30 protein-coding genes are annotated in these 20,996 nt (G+C 58.3%); 3 read left to right on the top strand and 27 right to left on the bottom strand.

Annotation, left to right across the window (positions count from 1 at the left end):
• Window positions 1–13: 13 nt before the first annotated feature.
• The 3 genes from IB248_RS32370 to IB248_RS09115 are packed head-to-tail and all read right to left on the bottom strand — an operon-like array spanning window position 14 to window position 2,659.
• Window positions 14–904, bottom strand: coding sequence for a DUF4145 domain-containing protein (locus IB248_RS32370; protein ID WP_348644152.1), 891 nt, complete (start codon window positions 902–904; stop codon window positions 14–16).
• A gap of 57 nt (window positions 905–961) precedes the next feature.
• Window positions 962–2,029 (bottom strand): ImmA/IrrE family metallo-endopeptidase, encoded by a 1,068-nt coding sequence (locus IB248_RS09110; RefSeq protein ID WP_169683954.1) that lies wholly within the window; start codon window positions 2,027–2,029, stop codon window positions 962–964.
• A 12-nt stretch (window positions 2,030–2,041) separates the two neighbouring features.
• On the bottom strand, window positions 2,042–2,659 hold the full coding sequence (locus IB248_RS09115; RefSeq protein WP_169683955.1) for a hypothetical protein: 618 nt from the start codon (window positions 2,657–2,659) through the stop codon (window positions 2,042–2,044).
• Between the two features lie 166 nt (window positions 2,660–2,825).
• On the opposite strand from IB248_RS09115, the gene IB248_RS09120 reads away from it, so the two are divergent.
• From IB248_RS09120 to IB248_RS09130, 3 genes are all read left to right on the top strand, one after another.
• Window positions 2,826–3,356 carry a hypothetical protein gene (locus IB248_RS09120; RefSeq protein ID WP_169683956.1) on the top strand — a complete coding sequence of 177 codons (531 nt, stop codon included), beginning with the start codon at window positions 2,826–2,828 and terminating at the stop codon, window positions 3,354–3,356.
• Window positions 3,343–3,687 (top strand): hypothetical protein, encoded by a 345-nt coding sequence (locus tag IB248_RS09125; RefSeq protein ID WP_169683957.1) that lies wholly within the window; start codon window positions 3,343–3,345, stop codon window positions 3,685–3,687. Before IB248_RS09120 ends, IB248_RS09125 begins: the two co-directional genes overlap by 14 nt.
• Window positions 3,688–3,821: 134 nt before the next feature.
• The gene (locus IB248_RS09130) at window positions 3,822–4,115 is read left to right on the top strand and encodes a hypothetical protein (protein ID WP_169683958.1); all 294 of its coding nucleotides are present in this window, start codon (window positions 3,822–3,824) and stop codon (window positions 4,113–4,115) included.
• On the opposite strand, the gene IB248_RS09135 is transcribed toward IB248_RS09130, so the two are convergent.
• From IB248_RS09135 to IB248_RS09250, 24 genes are all read right to left on the bottom strand, one after another.
• Window positions 4,098–4,442: a DUF982 domain-containing protein gene (locus IB248_RS09135; RefSeq protein WP_169683959.1), complete on the bottom strand. Its 345-nt coding sequence runs from the start codon at window positions 4,440–4,442 to the stop codon at window positions 4,098–4,100. The two genes, IB248_RS09130 and IB248_RS09135, sit on opposite strands and share 18 nt — an antisense overlap.
• Before the next feature lie 169 nt (window positions 4,443–4,611).
• Complete coding sequence (locus IB248_RS09140) at window positions 4,612–5,124, bottom strand: hypothetical protein (protein WP_169683960.1); 513 nt, start codon at window positions 5,122–5,124, stop codon at window positions 4,612–4,614.
• Window positions 5,125–5,206: 82 nt separating this feature from the next.
• Window positions 5,207–5,530, bottom strand: coding sequence for a DUF1515 family protein (locus IB248_RS09145; RefSeq protein WP_169684004.1), 324 nt, complete (start codon window positions 5,528–5,530; stop codon window positions 5,207–5,209).
• Between the two features lie 287 nt (window positions 5,531–5,817).
• A complete protein-coding gene (locus IB248_RS09150) occupies window positions 5,818–6,180 on the bottom strand; it encodes a hypothetical protein (RefSeq protein WP_169683961.1) in 363 nt (120 codons plus the stop codon).
• Window positions 6,180–6,425: a hypothetical protein gene (locus IB248_RS09155; RefSeq protein WP_169683962.1), complete on the bottom strand. Its 246-nt coding sequence runs from the start codon at window positions 6,423–6,425 to the stop codon at window positions 6,180–6,182. Before IB248_RS09155 ends, IB248_RS09150 begins: the two co-directional genes overlap by 1 nt.
• Window positions 6,418–7,476 carry a hypothetical protein gene (locus IB248_RS31650; protein ID WP_246733837.1) on the bottom strand — a complete coding sequence of 353 codons (1,059 nt, stop codon included), beginning with the start codon at window positions 7,474–7,476 and terminating at the stop codon, window positions 6,418–6,420. Before IB248_RS31650 ends, IB248_RS09155 begins: the two co-directional genes overlap by 8 nt.
• A gap of 133 nt (window positions 7,477–7,609) precedes the next feature.
• Window positions 7,610–8,173, bottom strand: coding sequence for a hypothetical protein (locus tag IB248_RS09165; protein WP_169683963.1), 564 nt, complete (start codon window positions 8,171–8,173; stop codon window positions 7,610–7,612).
• 11 nt (window positions 8,174–8,184) lie between these two features.
• A complete protein-coding gene (locus IB248_RS09170) occupies window positions 8,185–9,108 on the bottom strand; it encodes a glycine-rich domain-containing protein (protein ID WP_169683964.1) in 924 nt (307 codons plus the stop codon).
• Between the two features lie 2 nt (window positions 9,109–9,110).
• Window positions 9,111–10,019, bottom strand: coding sequence for a hypothetical protein (locus IB248_RS09175; protein ID WP_169683966.1), 909 nt, complete (start codon window positions 10,017–10,019; stop codon window positions 9,111–9,113).
• 18 nt (window positions 10,020–10,037) lie between these two features.
• Window positions 10,038–10,823, bottom strand: coding sequence for a putative phage tail protein (locus IB248_RS09180; protein WP_169683967.1), 786 nt, complete (start codon window positions 10,821–10,823; stop codon window positions 10,038–10,040).
• Window positions 10,813–11,901, bottom strand: coding sequence for a baseplate J/gp47 family protein (locus IB248_RS09185; RefSeq protein ID WP_169683968.1), 1,089 nt, complete (start codon window positions 11,899–11,901; stop codon window positions 10,813–10,815). Before IB248_RS09185 ends, IB248_RS09180 begins: the two co-directional genes overlap by 11 nt.
• Complete coding sequence (locus IB248_RS09190) at window positions 11,873–12,403, bottom strand: phage GP46 family protein (protein WP_169683969.1); 531 nt, start codon at window positions 12,401–12,403, stop codon at window positions 11,873–11,875. The genes IB248_RS09185 and IB248_RS09190 overlap by 29 nt, the downstream gene beginning before the upstream one ends.
• Window positions 12,404–12,417: 14 nt before the next feature.
• The gene (locus IB248_RS09195; protein WP_169683970.1) at window positions 12,418–12,873 is read right to left on the bottom strand and encodes a phage baseplate assembly protein; all 456 of its coding nucleotides are present in this window, start codon (window positions 12,871–12,873) and stop codon (window positions 12,418–12,420) included.
• The gene (locus IB248_RS09200; protein ID WP_169683971.1) at window positions 12,870–13,916 is read right to left on the bottom strand and encodes a hypothetical protein; all 1,047 of its coding nucleotides are present in this window, start codon (window positions 13,914–13,916) and stop codon (window positions 12,870–12,872) included. Before IB248_RS09200 ends, IB248_RS09195 begins: the two co-directional genes overlap by 4 nt.
• A complete protein-coding gene (locus IB248_RS09205; RefSeq protein ID WP_169683972.1) occupies window positions 13,916–14,539 on the bottom strand; it encodes a hypothetical protein in 624 nt (207 codons plus the stop codon). The genes IB248_RS09200 and IB248_RS09205 overlap by 1 nt, the downstream gene beginning before the upstream one ends.
• Window positions 14,540–14,554: 15 nt before the next feature.
• Complete coding sequence (locus IB248_RS09210) at window positions 14,555–15,013, bottom strand: DNA circularization N-terminal domain-containing protein (protein WP_169683973.1); 459 nt, start codon at window positions 15,011–15,013, stop codon at window positions 14,555–14,557.
• Between the two features lie 9 nt (window positions 15,014–15,022).
• A complete protein-coding gene (locus IB248_RS09215) occupies window positions 15,023–16,936 on the bottom strand; it encodes a phage tail tape measure protein (protein ID WP_169683974.1) in 1,914 nt (637 codons plus the stop codon).
• Between the two features lie 133 nt (window positions 16,937–17,069).
• Window positions 17,070–17,360 carry a hypothetical protein gene (locus IB248_RS09220; protein ID WP_169683975.1) on the bottom strand — a complete coding sequence of 97 codons (291 nt, stop codon included), beginning with the start codon at window positions 17,358–17,360 and terminating at the stop codon, window positions 17,070–17,072.
• Window positions 17,360–17,731 (bottom strand): phage tail tube protein, encoded by a 372-nt coding sequence (locus IB248_RS09225; protein ID WP_192240740.1) that lies wholly within the window; start codon window positions 17,729–17,731, stop codon window positions 17,360–17,362. The genes IB248_RS09220 and IB248_RS09225 overlap by 1 nt, the downstream gene beginning before the upstream one ends.
• A 53-nt stretch (window positions 17,732–17,784) precedes the next feature.
• Window positions 17,785–19,290, bottom strand: coding sequence for a phage tail sheath subtilisin-like domain-containing protein (locus tag IB248_RS09230; protein ID WP_169683978.1), 1,506 nt, complete (start codon window positions 19,288–19,290; stop codon window positions 17,785–17,787).
• Window positions 19,291–19,491 carry a hypothetical protein gene (locus IB248_RS09235; RefSeq protein ID WP_169683979.1) on the bottom strand — a complete coding sequence of 67 codons (201 nt, stop codon included), beginning with the start codon at window positions 19,489–19,491 and terminating at the stop codon, window positions 19,291–19,293. It lies immediately after the preceding gene.
• A 16-nt stretch (window positions 19,492–19,507) separates the two neighbouring features.
• Complete coding sequence (locus IB248_RS09240; protein ID WP_169683980.1) at window positions 19,508–20,212, bottom strand: hypothetical protein; 705 nt, start codon at window positions 20,210–20,212, stop codon at window positions 19,508–19,510.
• Window position 20,213: 1 nt separating this feature from the next.
• Window positions 20,214–20,618 (bottom strand): hypothetical protein, encoded by a 405-nt coding sequence (locus IB248_RS09245; protein WP_169683981.1) that lies wholly within the window; start codon window positions 20,616–20,618, stop codon window positions 20,214–20,216.
• A 4-nt stretch (window positions 20,619–20,622) separates the two neighbouring features.
• Window positions 20,623–20,958 (bottom strand): DUF2190 family protein, encoded by a 336-nt coding sequence (locus IB248_RS09250; protein ID WP_169683982.1) that lies wholly within the window; start codon window positions 20,956–20,958, stop codon window positions 20,623–20,625.
• Window positions 20,959–20,996 lie beyond the last annotated feature (38 nt).

Raw genomic sequence — 20,996 nt, forward strand, 5'->3', positions numbered from 1 at the left:
AAATCGAACCAGCTTATTTCTGTCCTCGATCTTGAGACGTAGCCCTGCCTTCAGCCAAGGCGGCCTCCTTCTCGGCAGCGATTTGTTTTACCTTAGCAAGTCGCTCCAACCGCTTTTCGCGTGCAACGTACCATTCCTCAAAAAGCATTTCTAAAAGGTCGATCAACGCCTGCGCCTCCCCTGGATCGACCTCAACAATTTGATTGATGTCGCGCTCCATATGGGCGCCGATGTTCCCGACGCCTCTGACTGCGTCGATGGCTTCGATCGTCTCAGGCTCAACCCCTTTCGGGGCATGGCCGTCATCCAATTGCCTTTTCAGCTCTTTGATTTCATCAACAAGCCGTGACTTGGTTATGCCACAGAAATCTCTGATCATTCCCTGTAGGCAACGCCGCGCTAGTGTCGCCGATGCCTTGGGGCTCGTATCCCGAATGAGGCACGCTTCATAGTAGTCTTCCCTGATCGGCCTTGGAATGTAGTCCGGTTGAGGCACCGACGAACTATCAGGCCGGAGATTCCAACTCTGTATAGGAGTGGCTATCTGCATTATGCCGTTCGGGTTTGATCTCAACGGCCCCATTTGCGCCTTCACGTAAATCTCGTTGCAGGCGGGATTGACGCACCGCAGCGCAGACACCTCAAGCCCAACATGGCCGTGCTTCGTCTGGCCGACCCTTAAGATGCTGACTTGGTGGTGGCTCGTGTCGTCTATCGCAACCTGGTGATGCTTGCAGAAAGGGCAGGTCCACTGAAATGGCTTCATATAGCAAATTTTTCTCTTCTGAATTTCCCGCGACAATTTCCACTTGATAATCATAGAAAGCAAGCGGCCACGGCGATAGCCTCCCGTCCCGAACGTCGACGGCTTCGGCAAAACCCAGCAAAACCGGGATAGGCGCATCTTGTTTGTTCGCGCCTGTTCCGCTTCTGTCCATTGAAACGGTCCGCAATCGGCCCGTTAAACTGCAGATAGCGCTCTTGCCTTAGGGGGTGGCGCAGATATGCCCGTTAGACCCCACACGAGGCCATCGAGTTCGTCTAGGGGGATTCCAAGTTCCCTACCGATATCATTTTTCGTAACGCGCTCGTGCCAAAGCTGAGCAAACACTTTCTTCCAGACAATTGAAGTTTCGCGTTGAATACCGTTCGGCTCTCCGTTTCGGTATCCCCTCTTCCCCAGTTCGATACATATGGATTTATATTGCCATTCGGACAGGCGCCCTAGAACATGAAGGCGATACGCCATGGCCATCGCCGAAACTCGCCATCTCGACTTCATCTTGATCACAACGCTCGTATCGATGAAACGAGGCGCTCTGGCACGAACGTCGTTCGCAGGCATCAAAAAGGCAGAGGCGAAAGCGTTTGCCTCACGCTCGGCAACCCTCGAATTTCCTTGTGGACCACCGTGCTGATGCAAGACTAGGTGACCTAGCTCATGCACAGAGTCGAACAGACTATGCTCAGCAGTCTTGAAATTGTTCAGAAAAATGTACGGGCGCTCATCTCGCCAAAACGAAAAGGCATCGACTGTCCTGGTATTTTCGGAGAGTGAGAGAACGCGAATGCCCTGTGTTTCCAACAGGCCAATCACATTTCCTATAGGCTTCTCACCTAGACCCCAATGTTCTCGCAGTGATCTAGCGGCAGCCTCAACGTCTGTCTCGTAGCTGAGGTCCAATAGGTTAGGTGCTGGAAGGGAAAAACGCTTCTCAACCCATTCGCTAAGCTGCAGTCCTAGCGACCCAGCAGAAATCGCCGCATCACGTTCCCTGGCGCTCATTTTCGTCAAGCTTCTAAAGCTGACGGCTTCGGTGTTGAGTTCTTCGGGGTCGTCTGCGTAAAAGAAACCTACCGGATAGGCGAGCGCAGCGGCGATGCGAGCGACTGTACCCTCATCGGGCTGATTGTCACCCTTCTCAAGACGCGTAATTGTCATCGCTGACAGCTTGGTTAGGTCGGCTAAGCCCTTTGCCGTGAGCCGCCGACGCATTCTGGCGAGACATAGCCTTTTACTGTTGAACATTCCCGTTCCCGACTAGCTTCGAGCGATCACGAACGGATCGAAATCGTCTGCCCGCTCTCCATCATCCAGAGCAAGTTTGTCAAGTTCCATGTCAGAGCCATCGGAGAGATAGATGCGCTCCACGTAAGCACTGAAGGTCCGGCCCTCCACGACGGGACGCGTCAACTCCGCAGCGCCGCGCTCGTCGACCATCAGATAGTACGTAGCAAGGCCATCCGCTTCGAGCTTGGCAAACTCGGGCAAATCAACGCCGAAAAGGTTGCCCATGCATGCCCGTTCTGCGCCAGCGCCTTTTGGCGAGCGCGGCTTGGGTTTTTTTTCATCGTGAGCGGCGATGTCCACGTTGGAAAAAACCAACCGAAGGCCACGCTTCGTGTTGCGAATGGCTTCGATACCCTCGCTGCGATCGACTTCCCACTCCTCGCCCACAAAGCGGTCCCGCAGGCCCCACGATCCCTCTTGATAAGCGAATGTGCCAGCAGCATTCGCTGGATGAAAATCTGTAGCGTTGGACGCCGCGCTCCGCGCCACATCGCGCACCTCAAGAAGGAGATGCCGGTCGAGGCCAAGCTCAACAAGGCGCGCATCTACACTCCACTCGTCACGTACAATGCTGGTTTCAACAATCATGCTTTTTCCGCCATGTTGATTTTCTTTCCCTACTAGTAGGTTACAAAAATCAACATGGCAAGGGGCTGATGGAAAATCGCCGACCTCTTTGTGGGGATAACATTGCGCTTGGAGCGGGCATAGCAGTCTGATATGCATCCTAAACGCACTCAGCAAGTCTAACTTAATGAACATTTCCGTTTGCAAACAATACGATATTGCATGTCTCGCGCTCGCAGACGAGACGTTGGGCGTCCTCGGATGGGTTGGCTTCGTCCTAGGGGTTTTGGGCCTCGGCGTTACAATTTGGCAGCTGCTCAAGTTAAAGAGCGCCTCGGAGCATGTGAAGCACGCCGTAGATAGGCTGTCTGCGCACGTCGATAGCGTCAACCTCGCTTATCTAAGCGCTCAGATGAATACCATTACACATCTCGTTCAGCGGGGAGACTATGGACTTGCACAGGTCGTATTCATTCCGATTAAGCGGACACTCAGACTGCACGCGAATTCTAGGGATTTGGACGCCGACAGTCTTGATTCGCTTAAACGAACGCTAGGAAAAATCGATAAGCAGATCGAGTGGGGCAGGATCAGCCACCCGAAATTCAGCCAAACAGCGGCAAATAGACTTATAGACGACCTCCTTTCCGAAGTGACCCTTTGGGAAAGCGCGGTTTCCGGTAAAAGTCGGAAGGAGATTCAAATTGAAAACGCTTGAAGACCTCATCCCAAAGCTGTCCGACAAGACGCGCGACGGCTCGATCAGGTGGATGCCCGGACCCAATACACAATACAAAACCGAATTCGGGAAATTCCGGGTGCATGTATGGAAGTGGCAGGAACCCGAGGACGAAACAGAAGGCATTTCTATAGGGCTTAGGACCGGCGACGACAACAATCCATTCCTCGATGTGATTGCCTTTGATACCTACTCTTCTCGTTACTCGCGCCTTGATGATCTCTATTCAATGGCTCGGAGAAGTGCACTGCAGATTGACCTCATCATCGAAGATGCTGATGCTGAACTGGACAAGATGTTTCCGTCTTAGGGCACTTTAGATGGCGCCCCATGCCGGAGTGCGACAAGTAAGCGAAATCATGACGTTGCAGAATTGTGAGGCATCATAGATGCCCTTTTGATAGTTATCCGTTTCTTTCGTGATGTCTCACAGATTTACGGACCATGAGCACTTACGATCCGAAATATAAATGGCGCCGAACGAAGATCGACGACAACGACGTGCCGACCGATAACGACTGGTCCGGGGTTGACGGGGAGATTGACGTTGGGCGAATTCAGAAGCAGCCGCACGGCCCGATGAAAGGCAAGTGGCTCTGGTCGGCTCATGGGCCGAGAGTGGCTAAGAGGCTGCTACCGCATCAGGGCTATGAAGCCCAAGGCCGGGAGGCGATGCGGAAGGTCGAGGACTATTATGATCGGCTGCTGGCAGCCAATGGCTTACGGCCGTGTGTCTAGCGACCGCTGCCCGCGATTGGCCTTGGGACGCCTCTCGCCCCGTAACTGTATGTATTCTTCCTTGACCATCAGCATCTCAGCGGCCAACGCTGCGGCTACGAAAGCCGCCCGTGCTTGCTCTGGATCTCTGTGCCCTTCCATCGCCTCAAGGCACATGGTCTGCGCAACCACCCATTCCTTGCCACGATGATCTTCCGGCCACCGGTAAAGCAGGCTGTAGGCCAGATCGCTTAGCGTGCAGTGCCGGCGCATGTTGATGCCCTGGCGCTTCTCGACGCACACCAACACGTCGCGGATTGAGATATGTTCACCTACGTATTCAGTCATCCCGTCACCTCTGGCCGAATCAGTTGAGCATTAAATCCGGACAGTCAAGACTCGTTTTTAAGATTGTTCTAATTTGTCTATTAGATGACAAGACAACGCTTTGGTTGGCGTTTGCGGAAGGGCTCGCCAAGACATGGCACCCCGATCGCCGAAACGATTGGTGCGACTATCAGGAAGAGGTACCCTGCTTTTCGATACAGGAAACAATCGCAGAGCCAGACGTAGTTGAACCCTTGGCGGTCAGAAGGTGCGGTTTATCGGCAATGCCGTCATCAATCGCGATCTGTTTCTTCGCTGAAGCGAACGCCTCGACAAACAGCTTGGCCTGATCACCTTCCAATTCGACTTCGGATGCAGCGAGATTATTACCGACTGAACCCGTTTCGCCTTCAGCGGTGAAGAGCAGCTTTCCGTCGAATGCAAATTTCATCGTCGGCTTGAAATCAGCGAGACGCTGATCGTAATCGAATCCCGGGATTGCACGAACCCTCAGACCCTTCTTGGCGCTGTCGCAAAGCACGAGAACGCCGGAGCGAAAGGTTGTCATGAAGTTCACCGAAACACTCTCGCCGCCCGAGAAGGGATCGGATTCCTTTTCGACAGACCAGCTTTGAAGGCCAGCCTGACTTTGGAAAGTTGTCGCGAAAATGATTGCTGCTGCCAGCGGAAGAGTACGAAACATCAAAACCCCCTATCGATGTATCCGCATAGTGCGCTAGTGGTTCTAATAAAATCAACTACCAATAGCAGTAAATTCTCGATACTCACCGGCCCAAAGCAGCCATCAAGACGCGACGGATTACATCTGCGAACGTCACGCCGAGCGCTACACCGGCTATACCGATAACGCCGAGCGCCCCAAGACCCATCAGCTTCCAGCGCTGAACTTCCTCGACGGTTGGTTTCATTTCCTTCACGTCGTCTTGAACTGATGCCGTAGAGAGTTCCATCTTACTTACGCGGTCGACAATCTCATCCATGCGCCGATGCGTCGAGGCGCGGCTGACGTCCGCCTTCTCTTCCGATCGCCGGATACCCTCCAGGATCATGTCGACCTTTGCGGTTAGCATGCCGATCTCGCGATGCATCGTACCTTCGTCCGTTGGCGTCAATTCCCCTGCCCCTTCAAATGCAAATGCTATGGGTTCAGCGAGTGCCGAACTTCGTCTGGATGTCTTCGTATAAGGCCGCGCAGCGCCCTGTCCGAGCGTTCTGCCGATCGAGCGCGCCTCGTTCCCGAACAAGCACCGACCGCAATTCAGAGCCAACCTCAATCGAAGCATGAGGCTCCTGCTTCCGGCAGTCATCAGGCCATTCAGGTAAGGCAATGCCGGCCTGGATCTGGCCCTGAGCCGTCACTGCCTTGTTCAGGCGCTCAGTGGTGCAGGATGAAATCCCGATCGGCAGCATCAGCAAGGCAAGCACGGTTCTTCTCGGATAGCTGAAGCTCATAGGCTTTGATCTCGTTCTCGAGGGTATCTTTGGCAGCTTGCTCGGAAGCCTCGGCAGCAGCCAGCCGTTTGCGGTGATCATCCAGCGCCTGGGAGGCAGCGTTGCGCTGTCGTTCCATCTCGGCGGCTTTTGCATCCGCCGCTGTCTTCTCGGACAGCAGGACATATCCAGAGAGGATCGCCTTATCGTGCGAGAAGAGCCACAAGCGGAAGCCGAGGAAAGCTGCCGCGACGATCAGAGCAACCCCGGCGATCTTCCCCAATGGGCTGGCGAGAAACGCAAGCATCAACCCGCCCCCTCATCTTTCTTGGTCGCCTTGGGACCGGCGATTGTCGTCTGCTTGCTGATCCAGTCGAGACCGAACGCACCGGCGAAGATGATGCCGATCGGATAGATGAAACTCTCAAGGATCTGAACCTTGATCGGCTCGCTGCTGACGATGATGACATAGGTCGACATGCCGAGCAGCCACAGCATGAGAATTGAGGACGCCTCACGCTTGAGGGTGCTGCGCCTGATGTAGCTAATCATGGAGCGCTGCCTCGAACTTCTTTGCATATGCGGCGATCTCCTGCGCCCGATCCAGGCCATTGATGATGCGGCGAGCGTTCACGTAGTCCGTGCCAGCGTCATTCAAATAGTCGGCCAGCTTCTTGGTAGTGAACGATCCGTCGCGCATCCCGCGAACCATGATGATGGCTGCTGTCGGGAGGGTTGCGGCACGATCAGGATCACTAACCACGCCGAACTTGGCGTAGTTCGCGCGGCCGGTTATCTGGCAAAGCCCTCGACCCCGGAACGTCCAACCATCGGTGCTTGCGTTATTGCCGAGATGCATGCGACCCCAGTCACTGCCGTAGATGCGATTGGCGATCTCGAGCTGATTCGCCGGATGCTGTGACGTTCGTCCAAAGCGGTCGGCGTCCGCGGCCGATATGCGGCCCGAGAACTTGCTCTTCAGCACCGCGGCAGAATAGTTGAGGCTTTCGACGCCAGGCACAAACGAACCGCCGGTCTCGATCATTGGGGTGGCGAGGATATAGGCAACGTGGCGCTGATCGGGCACCTGCAACTCGGCGCAGGCATCCAGCAGCGCTTCCATCCCCTGAACTTGAAATGACGTAAGCGAGCCGCCAAAGATCGACGTTCGCACAGCACCGAAGAAATGCTTGCGGTCCATAGGACGCTCCAGATTGTATTGGGTGTTAGAGAGGCTTGGCCTTGAGCAGATAGCGACCCGCAATGGCTTCGTGCTCCACCCGAACCAACGGCCCTTGTGCCGATAGCCAAAGATGCGGCGACCGCTCTTCAGTTCGATCACGGTCCAGTAGGACACAGGCGGGTAAGGCTCGCCGCTCTTGAAGATCAGCTTTGAGCCGTCCGAAAGATAACCGAGCACGAACCCATTGAACCGGCCACCGGGATTGCGGCAGATCCAGCAGACCCGTTGCCACCAAAGCTTGAAGCCCTTGGCGCTCGGATCGTAGCCGTCGATCGACTGCTCTATCCCGCCATCGAGGCTGGCGTCGTGGGTGTAGAGATAGGCGAGCAAGCCGCCGACCTCCTTCTTACCGGTTGCCATGGAGATGCCTGATATCACCGGGACAGAGCCCACGCGGTCAGCGTCACCAGCCAAGAGATAGGCATAAGGAAGGGATAGGCCGCGACCGAGAACGGCGCGAGCCGGAAGATTTTCCAGAACATGGCTTGAACTCTCAGTTGGTTATCGGCCAGCCGCTATCAAGGTCGACGGCGGCGAGCGCTTCTTCAGTCGCAGCCGCCATGACCGCGTCTTTCAAAGTGCGTCCGTTTTGGCGAATCCGTGCATAATAGTCACCGACGCCAGCCGCCAATGCGAGCCCATCTGATGGTGTGGGAAGCGGTATGCGAGTATTCTCGATGCTTATCCAGCCTTGCACATAGCTGTCGGGCCACGGCACTGCGCCGCCAGCGGCCGCCAGGGCTGTCGTTGCCATGGCGCCCATGTCGGCTCGGCTGCTGTCGTCGAGAGCAACGTGCAAGCTATTGGAAACCGGTGCGCCCTGGTTCAAAAAGGCGGAGACCCTGGCGTTCGTCAGCGATTCTTTCGACGCCTTTAGATCGTCAAGCGTGGGAGGCTCCGAAGTCGGAACAACAAATGCGCCGTTCTCGAAAGCCCATCCGATCTGCGCTTCGTCGTCCTGATGCCAGGTATCGCGGTCGGGCCAATCGTCCGGCATCTCCTCATCGAACACCGCCCGGTTCGTCACGACCCCATTTTCAACTTTGCAATAGAACATGGCGCGACCTCTTACGCGTAGCAATATTCGGTAATGATGACGATACCCGCGAATCCGGCTCCGCCAGCATTTGCTCCGGCGCTGTTGTAACTGGACGCTCCACTACCCCCTGAACCAGGCGTCCGACCTGCGGAACCAGGTGTGCCCGGTGGGCCGCTTGGGGTCTGCGTTCCGAATACCGGAGAGGCACCGCCAAAACCGCCAGCGTTGAAGAATGCGGAGACAGACCCGTTTCGACCATTTGAAGCGTTACCGCCTTGCAAAGTAATATCACCAACTGCGCCTGTTGTGCTCGCTCCGGGGCCGGAACCGCCAGCACCGCCATCCGCTGCGCCGAAACCACCCCCACCGCCGTTTGCGACACACAAGGTGCCCACACTTGAGGCTCCACCATTGTTGCCATTGTTATTTCCTGCCGCGCCATTGGCACCCGCCGCACCCACGGTAACGGCTTGTGAGGCGCCAATGGTCGCTTTTGTCACAGTCTTACGAGAGTAAGCACCGCCACCTCCACCGCCCGAGGCATTCCACGCACCGGTTTGAGTGTTATTAGCTGCACCGCCAGCGCCCCCGCCAGCACCGATACACTCGATTACTGCGTAAAGAAGCTTAGAATCCGGGGTGTACGTGCCGGACGCGTTAAAGACCTGGGTCTTGACGACGCCAACCCTCGCAAGCCCAAGCGCGGAAAGCGCAGCTTGAGTTTCGTTGTCGAGCTCTTGAAGTGCCGCTTGCACATTCGCCGCTGCTATAGTGCCGGCCGGCGCGAAGGTGACGTCCGCCGCCCCGAACTTCGAAATGAAATCGGCTTTGATAATGAGACCGATAATTTGCGCCACCGACAGCTTGACAGTGGTGTTGTCCTTCATCGCCGCCAGTTCGTGCGTACGCGACGGGGAAATGGTCGGATTCAGGTCCGAGATTATTTTTCCCATGGTCACGCCCTCGCTGCCCAGGCGATGCGCATGTCACTATCCCCCTGCGCCCAAAGCTCAACCTGGTACCGGTTGCGAGCACGAACGCCAACGTTACGCTCATCGGCCGCGACTGTCGTATCCTTGACCCAGAAGTCGTTGAAGGCCGAGAGATACGCATCCGGCCTACGAGCAAAGTTGATTGCGACGGGCGTGAAATTGACAATCGCCGAGGGCATAGTCGCATCTTCCCAGCTGCCGAAACCCGCTCCAAACGTACCAGGAGCCAATGCCTCGCCACTTGCCGTCAAAACGTTCTTGTTGATGAGATTGGTGATCGTCGGCACGTTACCGGCGGAGGTCACGACGCGCGCCACTAACATGTCGTCGTATGTCGAATCGAAGGTGACCGCAGTCTCCGCCGCAGCTGAGGGATTGTAGGCCACATCCGCCAGATCTTTGAGGACAAAGCCACCCGATAACCGCCAGCGCAGATGGTAGGTTTTACTGGCAACCGTCGCGAAGTCGGTCTGTGCCGTCGTGGTGACATAGATGCCGCGATGGAGAAAATCATAACCTGCAGGTACCCGAACGGCGCCGGCCGCCGGCGAGATGACCGGAATGATGCCATCAGATGTCAACACTTCCGGAAAGATCGGCAGGCGAGCCCGCGCCTGCGGCATCAGCACGAAATTGCTCGTGTCACCACCACCGGTCGCCGCCGAAATCAGATGCTGGATTGCCTGCAGCAGTTGCGTCAAGTCGGCCCTAGACGGCGTTAAGCCGCCGGCTGCGATGACAGCGGCGATCTCGCGCATAGGATGCTCGATGGCAGCGGCCGGCACCGCCGAACCAGCTTGGCCAGCCGAGCTGTTGCGGTCGATATAGGATGCATTCGTGTCGGGGTTTCCGAAAGGCTGGATATATTGCATGCGGGATATCCCTTGCGATTAAAGGGTGATGAGAATTTCGTTGCCGTATTCGTCGGTCAGCGGCGTGCCGTTCTCGTCAACGAGCGGCGCCGTTTCGACCCATTCGCCGAGCACTGGCAGGCTCCAGGCGGGAGCGTATTTGCGAAGCAGGCAGAGGAGTTCTGCTGTCTCCCCCAAGGAGAACAAGAGATCGTCGCCACACCGCCCGGCGCCAGCCTCGAAATAGGAGATGCCCTGTCCTGGAACGCGGACAATCCAAAAGGTTTCGTCGGTGTAACCGCCGACATGCTGGCCGCTCGCGCACTCGGAAAAACCGCAGCGGAAGAGCGCCGGCTCCTCGATCTCAATTGTGAAGCCGTAGTCCGCCGCCAGCGTTACGAACTCCGCCGGGTTTAAGGTGGGTATGCCGGATACCTTTCGGGCCAGCGCTTGCAGCCGTTGTGCTGTCGTCTGGGTGCCAACGAAACAAGACTCCGGCAGCCCATAGTCCCTTTCCCATTCGGGAAGCGTCTCGCTGACGCCGGACATCGTCGCCTGTCGCGCAAGCTGCCATGCGCGGCCATAGAGCCAGACGAAGCCGTCAACCATGACGCGCGTCAGCCCGGCAAGTGTGGACGAAAGCGACATCGCTTGCCCGTCCGGCGTGCCCCAGGCTGCACCAGTCGGCCACATCGACAACGATGCACCGAGCAGGTCGTCGTTTTCAGGGCTCGCCAATGCGTCATAGGGATCGGGAAGCGCCATCACTCCCGCCGGTGAAGCCCCGACTGTGGTGACGACGCTTTGATAACTGTTACGCGCCATAGGTGATTGCCCCGAGGACTGGATACTTCCCGTTGGTCAAAGTGACGTCGTCGAGCGGCCACGCCAGCACGTGTCGATCCTCTCCGGTTGCCGTCGAGATGGCTTCCTCAATCCACGACAAGGACAGGGTGAAGGTGTCGCCAGCAATGCCGGGCCTGCCTCTGTCGTAAAGCATGTCCGTCAGCCCGGCAGCGATTGCCGCGCGCACATCAGCCGTGTCACTCCTAAGACCGTTGATGGTGATATCGATCGGAAAAGCGACGGGAGCTGCTGCAACACTGTCATCGATCCTGATCAGTCGCTTCGCATCGATCGCCGACTGCACGACCAGGACGTCACCCGCCGTTGGTATGAGATTGGGCCGACCCTTGAACAGGAAGAGGACGACAAGAAACCCCGGCGCATAAGGATCACGGAAAGCCCAAGCCTTGAGCACACCGGGAACCGACAGAACGACATCTTCATAGTCTGTCAGCTTGCCGCCACCTGGCGGGTTCTGCTTGCGGTAGAGACCGCGCGCCTTCATTTCTTCGATGCTCTCGACATCGGCGCCACCGCCGATCCCTGCGTCACCAACCGTCCAGATGGTGGAAAGCTCCGGATAAAGAACTGGGTCTGCCAGAGCGAGCAAACCGCCTGCGTCGCGGTTGGCTGTCGCTCCGACCGTCTCGGAAACGACCGGAAAACTCACATTGCCGAGCGTGTCCGCCGTCGCAGGATTGGACGAAAGATAGGTGTTGCTACCCGAGATAAAGCGAATACCTGCCGGGTAGGTCGCCTCCGGCAAACCCGTACCTGTCACTGAAAGCCCGGTCGCCTTGGAAGCCGCCTTTCGATAAATGCCTACATCGGAACAAAGCTGGATGATGAACTGCTCCGACGTCGCGGAGGAAAGAAACATCTGTTTGGCGAGCCAAGCCATGCGCAGTTCAAACTCGTGCGCCATGCCGGCAAGCACCTTGCCGAGCACAGTCACGAAGTTGTTCAGAAGCGCAGAGTCTGTTCCTGGCATGTACTTGCGGAACGCACCTCGCACACGAGCAGAAGCATCAGGGAGCGAGCGGATTTGCCACGCCATCAATCTGTCTCCAAAGTAGTTCGAATTGCGAGTTGTAGACATGCGAGCCGTTCTGCCCGTAGAGGGAGACGGACAGGTCGAGGCGGTTGCTGCCGGCGATGGCCGTCACCTCCACCCGTGTGGCGGCGCCTTGGTCGAGCAGCGGCTGCAAGGCTTCTCTTGCGTAGTCCTCGGCCTTGACCTCGATTCCGGGGTAAAGCGCCGAGCGGCGCAGCAGCCAGAGGCGGGAGCCGAGCGGCGTTTCGCCTTCCATCATGTCAAAGCTGTCGCCAAACCAGCCGCGGTTCTCGTCACCGTCTCGCAGCTCACTTTGCTCAACCCGCCGATCGGTCATCAGGCAGATCAGCACTTGTGTCGCGAGACCCTGTTCAGAACGCAAGTCGCCAGGCGCCTCAGGATGCGAGAGCGGATTGAGGATGACGTCGCCGACGGCACCGTCCCAGCCGAGATCAGGTGCGCGGTATGACTCCTCGGCGTCGTCGACCGGAATGATCTTCAGCATGGTTTAAGTCCACCTTAGACAGGAACGTCTGTCGTGCCGCCACCAGGAACGACGCCGCCATGGATATGCGTGTCCCCGATGTTCTTGCCGTTATGGGTGATCGTGCCGCCGGTGATGGCCACGCCATCCGGAGAGATGACCATCTTCACGCCGCCGGACTGGATAACGATCCCCGATCCGATGAGCTTGATGATATTTCCGCTCGAGTCGTAGATGGCCGTCGCTCCGCTAGGCAGATCGGATGGCCTCAATCCAGGATGCTCTCCCCCGAAAACAAAAGCCTGATCCGCGTCACCGTTCGGAGCAACCAAGAGCGCTTTTGCTCCCTTGACCGGCATGGAGGAAAATCCGTGCGGCTCAATCCGATGGATGTTCGTATAGCCGTCGGACTTGAGGGCTCGGCCAGTGACGAACTGCTGCCCGCCCTTCTCCACATTGTTGCCGTCGAGTTCGATGCGTTTGCCGATCATTCGTCTTCGTACTCCACCGAGATAGCACCGGGCGCAGAATAGGCACCGGCCGTCTTGCCACGCGGGTTCTCTCCCCCAAGCGCACGAGGATCAGCCAGTGAAAGAACGGCAACTGTGCCTTGCCCTTCACTGTCCTGCGTGAGCGAGACTGCTTTGATTACCATCATGCCCTCGATGCCGATCCAGCTGTCACGGACATAGACGAGCCAGTTTCGGTTCCAGATCATCCCGCCCTCGTCGCGCCATCCGGTGACGGTGATAGTGGCGGTCGAGGCAAAGCCTGCACCGCGCTTGACGCCCCAGTCGGCACGCTTTTTCAGGCGATCGACAGTCGTTTCGCCCTCATGGGGCAGGATCAGTGGCCGCGGGCGGGACACGCTCACGTCGCGGGCCGTTGTCTCCGCCCGGAGCTGTTGCTTGCTAGTTCCTTCGCTGGCCTGGCCACGCACTTTGACAGCGCTGTAGCGACCGCGCTCGGTCAATTCTGATGATGCCTGCTCGATATTGACGCCCCAAAAAAGTCCTCCGCGATGGGTTCCCTCGGGCTTCGTCGCGAGCTTCAGCTTTCCCTTTGGCGTATCGTAGATCAGGATGCCGCGACCGCGTGCGCGTCGCTCGATCGTCGAAAACAATGTCTCGCCGACATGCAGCTTGTGGCGCGGCTCTGTCGGCAAGGTGCCATCGCTCTCCACGCCTATCCCGAGTCCGTCAAATTCTTTGGCGATCGCTGCGAGGTCCTTTTCCAACACCTCGCCAGTTGGGTGCTCGACCGAACACTCTGTCGCATCCACAGTCCGCGAACAGATCGTCACTGTCAGCGATCGCTCGTCGGCACTATGCGACGGACGAACGTCACGGACGTAACCGGTTAGCAGAAGATCCTTGCCAGCCTTGATAATGGTCGACAGCCCCGGCACCACTGGCACGCCGTCGCCCTGCGGCACGAGGGTTACTTCCGCCGTCCGCACTGCCTCCTCGGCTGACATATTGATGGTGACGGACTTGAAAAGCGGGAAGCCGTCGATCGTGATCTTCTCAAGCATCAGGAGGCCAAAGCATCAAACAGAACGGGCATGACGAACGGCGTTGCGGAGCCGGCGATATCGACAAGCCCCTCGGCCCGGTTCGCGTCGCCGTAGAGCTGGTAAGCCAGCACCGTCGACGGCATCGAAATGCCTGTCTCGACCTTGATTACAGGCGCGGCATCAGCGGCGAGATCGGAAATCACCCGAACGGAAATCGCGGTAACCGATGTCGACCAGGTGTAAAGGTCAGCACCGTCACCGCCGAGCTTGTCGATCGCGACAGTCGCAGCTTCGCCTGCAGCAGAAACGCGAGAACGAGCCCGGCGCGCCACCGGCCGAGATGGCCAATCAGGACGGCAACCGGCGACAGCCAAGCCCAAGCCAACCATGACGGCAATAGCATCGGCTGTTAGTCCGCCAGCAACAACAGGCTGGGCCAGTCGATCGAAGTCCGCAGGCTCGTCGACACTCTCGGCGATCACCCGCATCAGCGACAACGCCTCAGTGGCGAAGGCATCGGCGTCGAGATCCGGAGCCATCGCAATGCGTGCCGAGACATCTGCCAGATCGTCGATATCCGTGACGATGGCGACAGAAAGGTCCGCCAGCCACGAAAGGATCGTGTCTCTATCTGCCGCCATCATCAACCTCTAAGATCAGAAGAGTTTTGCGAACTGGGCTGCGGCCGCAGCAAAACCGCTGGCGACTGCCGCACTGACATCTCCGATCGACAGCGCCCGGCCACCATCTGTCAGAGAAGGAATGAAGGTCACATCGAAGCCGATGTAGCCGTTTCGCAGCTGCTCTCGCGAGCGGCGGAAGTCTTGTGCTGTCGCCATCATCCCGCCGTCGATCGGCAGGATCAGGTAACCGGGACCATCGGATAGCATGGCAGCCGAGAACAACTTCGCCTCGGCATCCGCCACGTCACTCACGAAATAGATCGTCAGTCCGTAAGCGGTGGTCGCAAGCCCAAGCTCCTCGACAAGAGTTTGCCGGCCACCTGCATATTGGTGAATGGCGAGCCGCTTGCCTCCGGACAGGTCCTCGTAGTCGACCCAGAATTCGACGCCACGATAGCTGGCGCGGCGCAGGGTTTTTGTCCAGTCGCGCATGACGCCTCCTTAGTACCCACCACCGCCGCTGCCACCAGCCGGTGCACCCGCCTGCGGCGGCATGGAGCGGCCCGTGTTCGCGTTGACGCCGGGCCTGTTATAAGCGCCCGCCCGCGCGAGCCCCGACACCGCTGCAGCAAGCTCTTTCGCCGCTGCCAGAATGGACGAGCTGACGCTGTTGCCGGCCTCGGTCAATGAGGCTGCAGATTGCTTGATCGAATCGCTGGCCTCACGGCCACCGTCCGCCACCTTCTGCCTTGCTTCGTCGCCACCTTCCTTAAGACCAGTAGCATCGACCTTCAGGGCATCCTGGAATTCTTCCTTCGAGGGCATGCGGAAAAACTTTTCCATCCACGACGACAGTCCAGGAGCGATCGGCGACGCCATTCCCGCGACCTGGGGGCCCACGCCGGAAGACTGCTCTGCCGTCATGCGGCTGCGGGCATACTGTCCATAAATATCCACAATCGAAGGCGATACCGAGGGTCGCGCGCCAGGCATAGGCACGCCTGTAGATGGCAGCTTGCGAGGATCGAGATTGCGGTCACCGCCGGGAAACTCCGGCATATGCGGCCCCTGTGGCATGTTCGGGCCCTGGCGCATCCGGTGCAGAAAGTCCGGATCGCGATAGCCACCCGCCAACGCCAGCTTGTCCGCATCGGCGCTATGCGAAAACGAACCGAATGGAAGGTTCATCGCCATCCACGTTTCCGTCGCCCAGTAGCCTTTACCCTGATCCTTCAGCGAGGAGCGCACCGCGTCGCCGTAATCGACATCCTTCGAGATCGCATCCATGACCGGAACAGCGGGCCGTGCGACGCCCTTGCCAATGCTGTTCATCAGCTTGTCCCAGCTGCTCGACAGCTTGTCGATGCTGGACTGCGTGTCGCCAGTGACGCGCGCCAGGTCGCGGAAAACCGTGCCGTCGACTTCCGAACTGTTCACTGTCTTGAGGAACTTTTCATAGCTGTCGGCGCTCGTCATCAGCGACTGCATGCCAAGGCGAAACTGTTCATCGGTGAAGAGCAACGGCAGCTTGCTGAGATCGCCGTCGATTGCCTCCTTCGAGATCCGGACGAAGGCAGCAACGGTATCCTCGCCGTTTTTGCGGGCTGCATCGAGTTCCTTGCGGAGGTCGACACCCATTTTCGAGAATTTCGTCGCGGTGTCCTGCGAATAGATCTTTCCGAAGACGTTCTGCGCATAGGTCGCCGCAGATGAAGCAGACCCGGTGTCCTCGCGGATCGTCTGCAGGATCGAGACTAGCTTCTTCAGGCCGTCCTCGCCAGTGTAACCAAGCGACGAAAAGGAATTGGCGAGATCCGGGATATAGGTCGCCATATCCTTCAGTTCGAACTGACCGGCCTTGCCGCCCGCTACCATGATGTCGAAGGCGTGCTGCATCTGGCTGGTTTCCAGCTTCAGCGCAGAAGCCGCCTTGATGGCGGTATTGGCGATATCCTCCGTCGCCGCACCCGAGGCTTGCGAGGTCTTCAAGACGGACGGCAGGAAATCCATCGCCTCTTTCAGGTCGAGGCCCGAAGCCACCAGCGTATCGAGCGCCGTGATCGCGTCGTCGACCGGCAGAGCGACCTGCTTGGAAATATCCTGGAGTCGGGTGAAGGCAGCATTGGTTTCTTCGACGCTGGCATTGGCGGTGATGCCGATGCGCGTCATCTGTCGCTCGACAGCTGCGAAATCGGTCACCGCCCGCTTGGCGCCATAAGCCAAAGCAGCGGGCGCGGCATAGCGGAGCATGGCCCCATAGGCAGCTTGCGAACCTCGGGCCAGCGCGCTTTGCTGGCGATTGAGCGCGTCGGCACGACGATTGATCTCGCCCATCTTGCCGGCGACAGACTTGAACACCTGCCCCGTCTTGTCGACGGCGGAGATCCGCAGCTGCGCTTCAACCGTACGCGTCACGACTTGATCCTTTCAGTAAAATCCTTGAGACGCCAAGCCCAGTAGTACAGTTGGCTCGGGGTCATCATCTCAACCCGCTCGGCCGGCCAGCCGAACTTGAAGACCAACCCGTCGGCAACCTTGTCGAGGTCGCCTAGATTGGAAAAAAATCGAGAACTGCTTTCTCCAAAGCCAGAGAGTCCACCGGGTTGAGATTCGCGATGCAATCGTAGCCAGGCTCGACGATGATCTGTTGCAGATAAGAATCAACGACCGCAGGATAGGTGACGACGACAGGACCATGCGGGCTAGGCTGCCACTCGCGCGGCTTTCCACGGCCCTCCATATAGATCTCATGATAGCGGGGCTCTCGAAGCGTGATCTTCGAGAACTGCTTGTCATGAGCGCTATATGACTTGGAAAGCGGAACCTCGACGTTCGCCATCAGCCGTTATCCCGGTTGTAGTTTTCAGCCGAGATCGAGCAGCCGGTGACCTCGCCATTCATGCGATTGATCTGCGGATCGCCAACCACGAAGGTGTTCGTGTAGTAGTGCGTCACGCCGGTGAAGTCCTCGATGAAGGTGACGTTGAACCGATCCGACTTCATGAGAGCATCATAGTCGATGCCCTTGTCCGAGAAGTTCAGTTCGGCGCGTCGTGCCTGCACGGTCCCGACCCGGTCGACGGAGGCATCCTGATTGACGATAGCTTCGTTGGATTGACCGGACGGGTTGAGGTTGAGGGTGCCGCGCAGCGATAGCGTCTGTCCGGTAGAAAGGCGCACCGTCATGCGCCCGCCGAAATCATTACCCATGGGATATGCCCCTTAAAAAGAGAGTTGCCGAAAGGATGCGAAGGGAAACGGCGTCAGAGAGACGCCGTCGCTGCAGAGGTCGTGAACTGGCTGTAGACGTTGGCGAGACCCGCGAGGATATCGAGGGCGTTGACGCGATCCATCGGCAGCTGCGCATTGACCCGGTTCGGATTGTCCTGGTCGATGTTGACGACGATGTAAGGCAGGACCGACACCGAGTTCTTCAGAACACCTGGCATCGACTGGTACGTATGGAACAGCGTCGCCTTGATATCCTTCGGCGTGGTGATCGCGTCGAGGTTAGCCGGATTGTCCTGCGCCAGCGCCTTGTTCGAATGCTCGAAGGCAAGGTCGGCGCGAAACTTCTTCAACGCGTATGTCACCTGATAGACCGACTGAATGTCCCGGAACGTCGTGTCCGGCGCACCGTTCGTCGTCTGCTGGTGGGTGATGATCTTGTCGATCGCCACGTCGCCATTGCGATTGACCGACCAGGTGGAAACGCCGTTCTTCAGCATCGCGTCGCGCGTGGCGTAGTCCATCCAGTAAGTACGGTCGCGCGGGGCAAGGACATCCTGAACGACAAGTCCGGTCTGGTTGCGCGACACATCGCCGTTGGCGCCACCGCCAAGCCACGGCGCGATCCTCGCCACGAATGCTGCAACCCACTGATAGTCGGGCGTCCCGTTCCCCCCGCCGGCCAGAGCCGGGATCATGGTCAGGTGCCAGGTATCACGTGCCAGCGCGAAGGTCGCGAGGTTCGACGTGGTATCCGCCTTCGGATAGAACGCATGGCCATAGAGCTGCTGCGCATAGGACCAGCGTCCGGACACCGTATTCAGGAAAGCGTCAAGCAAACCAAGGTTGGTTGCATCGCCGAAAGCCGAAACGATGATCTCGAAGGGATCATCGTTCATCGCCGCGAGGACGTTGGCCACGGACGGCACCCCAGCGCCGGGCGTCGTGGTGGCAAAGGTGAACAGACCGGCAAAGGCGTTGGCGGTATCGAGCACCGGCACATAGATGTCGAGGCCCGTTGCATAGGTGCCTTTGTGTCGCGCCGTGATCGTGACGACATTGGTCGCGGCGGTCGCCGTGAACGGAAGCGACCGGCCAGTCAGGCGATTGTAGTAGGCATTGATAGCGGCAGAGAGCGATGCCGCGACAGCGTTTGCGTTAGCGCCGGCCGGGATCTCGACCGAGACAGACTCCCCGGCAATCTGCAGTACGCCATGACCACCAGCCGCGGGAACTGCGCCGACCGTGATGGTGCGAATTTCAGCCGTGCCCGTATCGGCGACGCGGCCAATCCAGATCTCCTGCGCCGGCGCATTTCGACGGGCGGCGATGAACTGGGATTCCAGCATCGAGCCAGCACCGGCGAGACGGCGTGCGTCCTCTTTTGTGTTGCAGAGCGCAATGCTGTCGGCCGCAAGCGAACCGCCCGCAAGGCCATGACCGAGGATGATGAATCGGTTCTCGGCCTCGAAGTTGCCACCGCTCTGCACGTCGAAGGTGAAGAGTGGTGCCGTCAGATTGGCAGGAATGTTGGATGCCATTTATTTCGAGCCTCCGGTTTTGCCGGCCGGGTCCTTCGGCGCGGGTTTGGTTTCGACTTTGACGAGGTCGCCAGACTTCACAAGCCGCGCTTCGTAAGAACTGGCGAAATTCACGGGATGCCCATCGGCTGGCCAATCGCCCTGCTGGCCGGGCATAGGGATACGCAAGCCCTCTTCGCGGGGCTTATAAAGAGTGGTCATCGGGCCCTCCGAATGATCAGGTGAAATCGACTTGTGCGGTGGGCGAGTTCGGCCCGGTATCGATGGTGACGAGATCCAGCGGTGGAAGCACGTCTGGAGAAAAGTGGCTTGCTAGCGCAGCAAGCTTGGCCTTCGCATAGGACTGCGCCGGCAATTGTGCGTAGACGCTTGCAAGAGGTTCCGGCAGGCCCGCAACCTCGAAATTGTCATCGCGGATCTCGCAGTGAAATCGCATCGTCGTGCGCTGAAGGCGCAATCCTACATCCGGAGCTGAGAACGACTGATACTCTATATTGATGATGCGCCGAACCAGACGCCGCCACATTACTCCCGCCTGGCTCTGTTCGAGCAGATATCGAACCTGCGCACAGAGCGCGGCCAGAACGAGACGTGACTCCGGGTCTGTTTCCGCGACAAACGCAAACTCGCTTTGAGCATCCCGCTCGACCACAGCCAGCTCGGCGACCACGTCAAGCACGGCGTCTGCGTTCACATCACCGGCCGAAGCCAGCGGGCCCCGAAGCGCAACGCCGGCCTCCGTCGTGTGAAGAACGAGGATCGGCGTGTATGGCTTGCTGCGATCGATGTCCTCGACGGCGACTTCGCGGCTATCCAGCACATTCAAGCCCGCCAGTGTCGGAAACCCCGTGCCTGCCTCAACCGCCGCAGTGGGTCTGAGGACTTCGATTGCGGCAAGTCTCAGGGCTTCAGCTGCCAGCATTTCACGCCTCGGGCAAAGCTTGCTCGGTTACGAGAACGGCCAGAACCGTCCCAAGCCCATCAGGGTCAAACCGAGAAATTGAAAAGATCGCTCCATCCTCCTCACGGCGAAGGAAAAAGCCTGGTCTGAGCGGCATGCCGTCGATGAGGCGAATGGACGCCTGAATCTGCAGCGCGCGATTGGCGAGCCTTCCCATGCCGGTCAGCGGCTGCGCTTTGGCATCGTTCTCGATCAGCGTGTTTTCGAAGAAGCATGCCGATGAGAGATAAGAGGCCTCGGAAGATGAGAGCCGCCTTGATGCGTTGGGATCTTTCGCGGAGATCGGAAAGATCGTCACATCCTTGCCGTGGACGCGCTCGACTGTGGAGCGGCTGACTTTTGCCAGCCGCTCAAAGATGTTGGACATCGGATTAAACCGTGGTCGCGCCGAGCTTGATCTTCGCGGTCGCGGAGGGGTTTGCCGCATCCGCAACAGCGATGCCGACAAGCGTATTGCCCGCCGACGTTTTGTTTACGTTCTTGGCTACAGCATCCCAGTAGACCTTGTCTCCGGTAGCGATGGCGAGCGCGGAAACCTTCGGCAATTCGAAGACGCCTTCGGTGGAGATGGCCACCAGTTCGCCTTGCGCCACCGTTGATGCTGCAACGCCGACCAACGAACCGATGACGACGATGTTGCCGGATATAACGCCACCGGCAGGCGCGGCGACGTCGATCGACTTCCCCGGCTGGATCAAATTCTTCATGTCTGAATCCTCTTGATTTCAGGAATGCCTCAATGAGG

The organism is Rhizobium sp. RHZ01 (genome assembly GCF_014851595.1).
Taxonomy (GTDB): Bacteria; Pseudomonadota; Alphaproteobacteria; order Rhizobiales; family Rhizobiaceae; genus Rhizobium; species Rhizobium altiplani.

Excerpts from the sequence above, each read along its gene's own strand:
- IB248_RS32370 (WP_348644152.1), bottom strand. The coding sequence starts at position 904 with ATGCGCCTATCCCGGTTTTGCTGGGTTTTGCCGAAGCCGTCGACGTTC.
- IB248_RS09110 (WP_169683954.1), bottom strand. The coding sequence starts at position 2,029 with ATGTTCAACAGTAAAAGGCTATGTCTCGCCAGAATGCGTCGGCGGCTC.
- IB248_RS09115 (WP_169683955.1), bottom strand. The coding sequence starts at position 2,659 with ATGATTGTTGAAACCAGCATTGTACGTGACGAGTGGAGTGTAGATGCG.
- IB248_RS09120 (WP_169683956.1), top strand. The coding sequence starts at position 2,826 with ATGAACATTTCCGTTTGCAAACAATACGATATTGCATGTCTCGCGCTC.
- IB248_RS09130 (WP_169683958.1), top strand. The coding sequence starts at position 3,822 with ATGAGCACTTACGATCCGAAATATAAATGGCGCCGAACGAAGATCGAC.
- IB248_RS09135 (WP_169683959.1), bottom strand. The coding sequence starts at position 4,442 with ATGACTGAATACGTAGGTGAACATATCTCAATCCGCGACGTGTTGGTG.
- IB248_RS09140 (WP_169683960.1), bottom strand. The coding sequence starts at position 5,124 with ATGTTTCGTACTCTTCCGCTGGCAGCAGCAATCATTTTCGCGACAACT.
- IB248_RS09145 (WP_169684004.1), bottom strand. The coding sequence starts at position 5,530 with ATGCATCGCGAGATCGGCATGCTAACCGCAAAGGTCGACATGATCCTG.
- IB248_RS09150 (WP_169683961.1), bottom strand. The coding sequence starts at position 6,180 with ATGCTTGCGTTTCTCGCCAGCCCATTGGGGAAGATCGCCGGGGTTGCT.
- IB248_RS09155 (WP_169683962.1), bottom strand. The coding sequence starts at position 6,425 with ATGATTAGCTACATCAGGCGCAGCACCCTCAAGCGTGAGGCGTCCTCA.
- IB248_RS31650 (WP_246733837.1), bottom strand. The coding sequence starts at position 7,476 with ATGGCAACCGGTAAGAAGGAGGTCGGCGGCTTGCTCGCCTATCTCTAC.
- IB248_RS09165 (WP_169683963.1), bottom strand. The coding sequence starts at position 8,173 with ATGTTCTATTGCAAAGTTGAAAATGGGGTCGTGACGAACCGGGCGGTG.
- IB248_RS09170 (WP_169683964.1), bottom strand. The coding sequence starts at position 9,108 with ATGGGAAAAATAATCTCGGACCTGAATCCGACCATTTCCCCGTCGCGT.
- IB248_RS09175 (WP_169683966.1), bottom strand. The coding sequence starts at position 10,019 with ATGCAATATATCCAGCCTTTCGGAAACCCCGACACGAATGCATCCTAT.
- IB248_RS09180 (WP_169683967.1), bottom strand. The coding sequence starts at position 10,823 with ATGGCGCGTAACAGTTATCAAAGCGTCGTCACCACAGTCGGGGCTTCA.
- IB248_RS09185 (WP_169683968.1), bottom strand. The coding sequence starts at position 11,901 with ATGGCGTGGCAAATCCGCTCGCTCCCTGATGCTTCTGCTCGTGTGCGA.
- IB248_RS09190 (WP_169683969.1), bottom strand. The coding sequence starts at position 12,403 with ATGCTGAAGATCATTCCGGTCGACGACGCCGAGGAGTCATACCGCGCA.
- IB248_RS09195 (WP_169683970.1), bottom strand. The coding sequence starts at position 12,873 with ATGATCGGCAAACGCATCGAACTCGACGGCAACAATGTGGAGAAGGGC.
- IB248_RS09200 (WP_169683971.1), bottom strand. The coding sequence starts at position 13,916 with ATGCTTGAGAAGATCACGATCGACGGCTTCCCGCTTTTCAAGTCCGTC.
- IB248_RS09205 (WP_169683972.1), bottom strand. The coding sequence starts at position 14,539 with ATGGCGGCAGATAGAGACACGATCCTTTCGTGGCTGGCGGACCTTTCT.
- IB248_RS09210 (WP_169683973.1), bottom strand. The coding sequence starts at position 15,013 with ATGCGCGACTGGACAAAAACCCTGCGCCGCGCCAGCTATCGTGGCGTC.
- IB248_RS09220 (WP_169683975.1), bottom strand. The coding sequence starts at position 17,360 with ATGGCGAACGTCGAGGTTCCGCTTTCCAAGTCATATAGCGCTCATGAC.
- IB248_RS09225 (WP_192240740.1), bottom strand. The coding sequence starts at position 17,731 with ATGGGTAATGATTTCGGCGGGCGCATGACGGTGCGCCTTTCTACCGGA.
- IB248_RS09230 (WP_169683978.1), bottom strand. The coding sequence starts at position 19,290 with ATGGCATCCAACATTCCTGCCAATCTGACGGCACCACTCTTCACCTTC.
- IB248_RS09235 (WP_169683979.1), bottom strand. The coding sequence starts at position 19,491 with ATGACCACTCTTTATAAGCCCCGCGAAGAGGGCTTGCGTATCCCTATG.
- IB248_RS09240 (WP_169683980.1), bottom strand. The coding sequence starts at position 20,212 with ATGCTGGCAGCTGAAGCCCTGAGACTTGCCGCAATCGAAGTCCTCAGA.
- IB248_RS09245 (WP_169683981.1), bottom strand. The coding sequence starts at position 20,618 with ATGTCCAACATCTTTGAGCGGCTGGCAAAAGTCAGCCGCTCCACAGTC.
- IB248_RS09250 (WP_169683982.1), bottom strand. The coding sequence starts at position 20,958 with ATGAAGAATTTGATCCAGCCGGGGAAGTCGATCGACGTCGCCGCGCCT.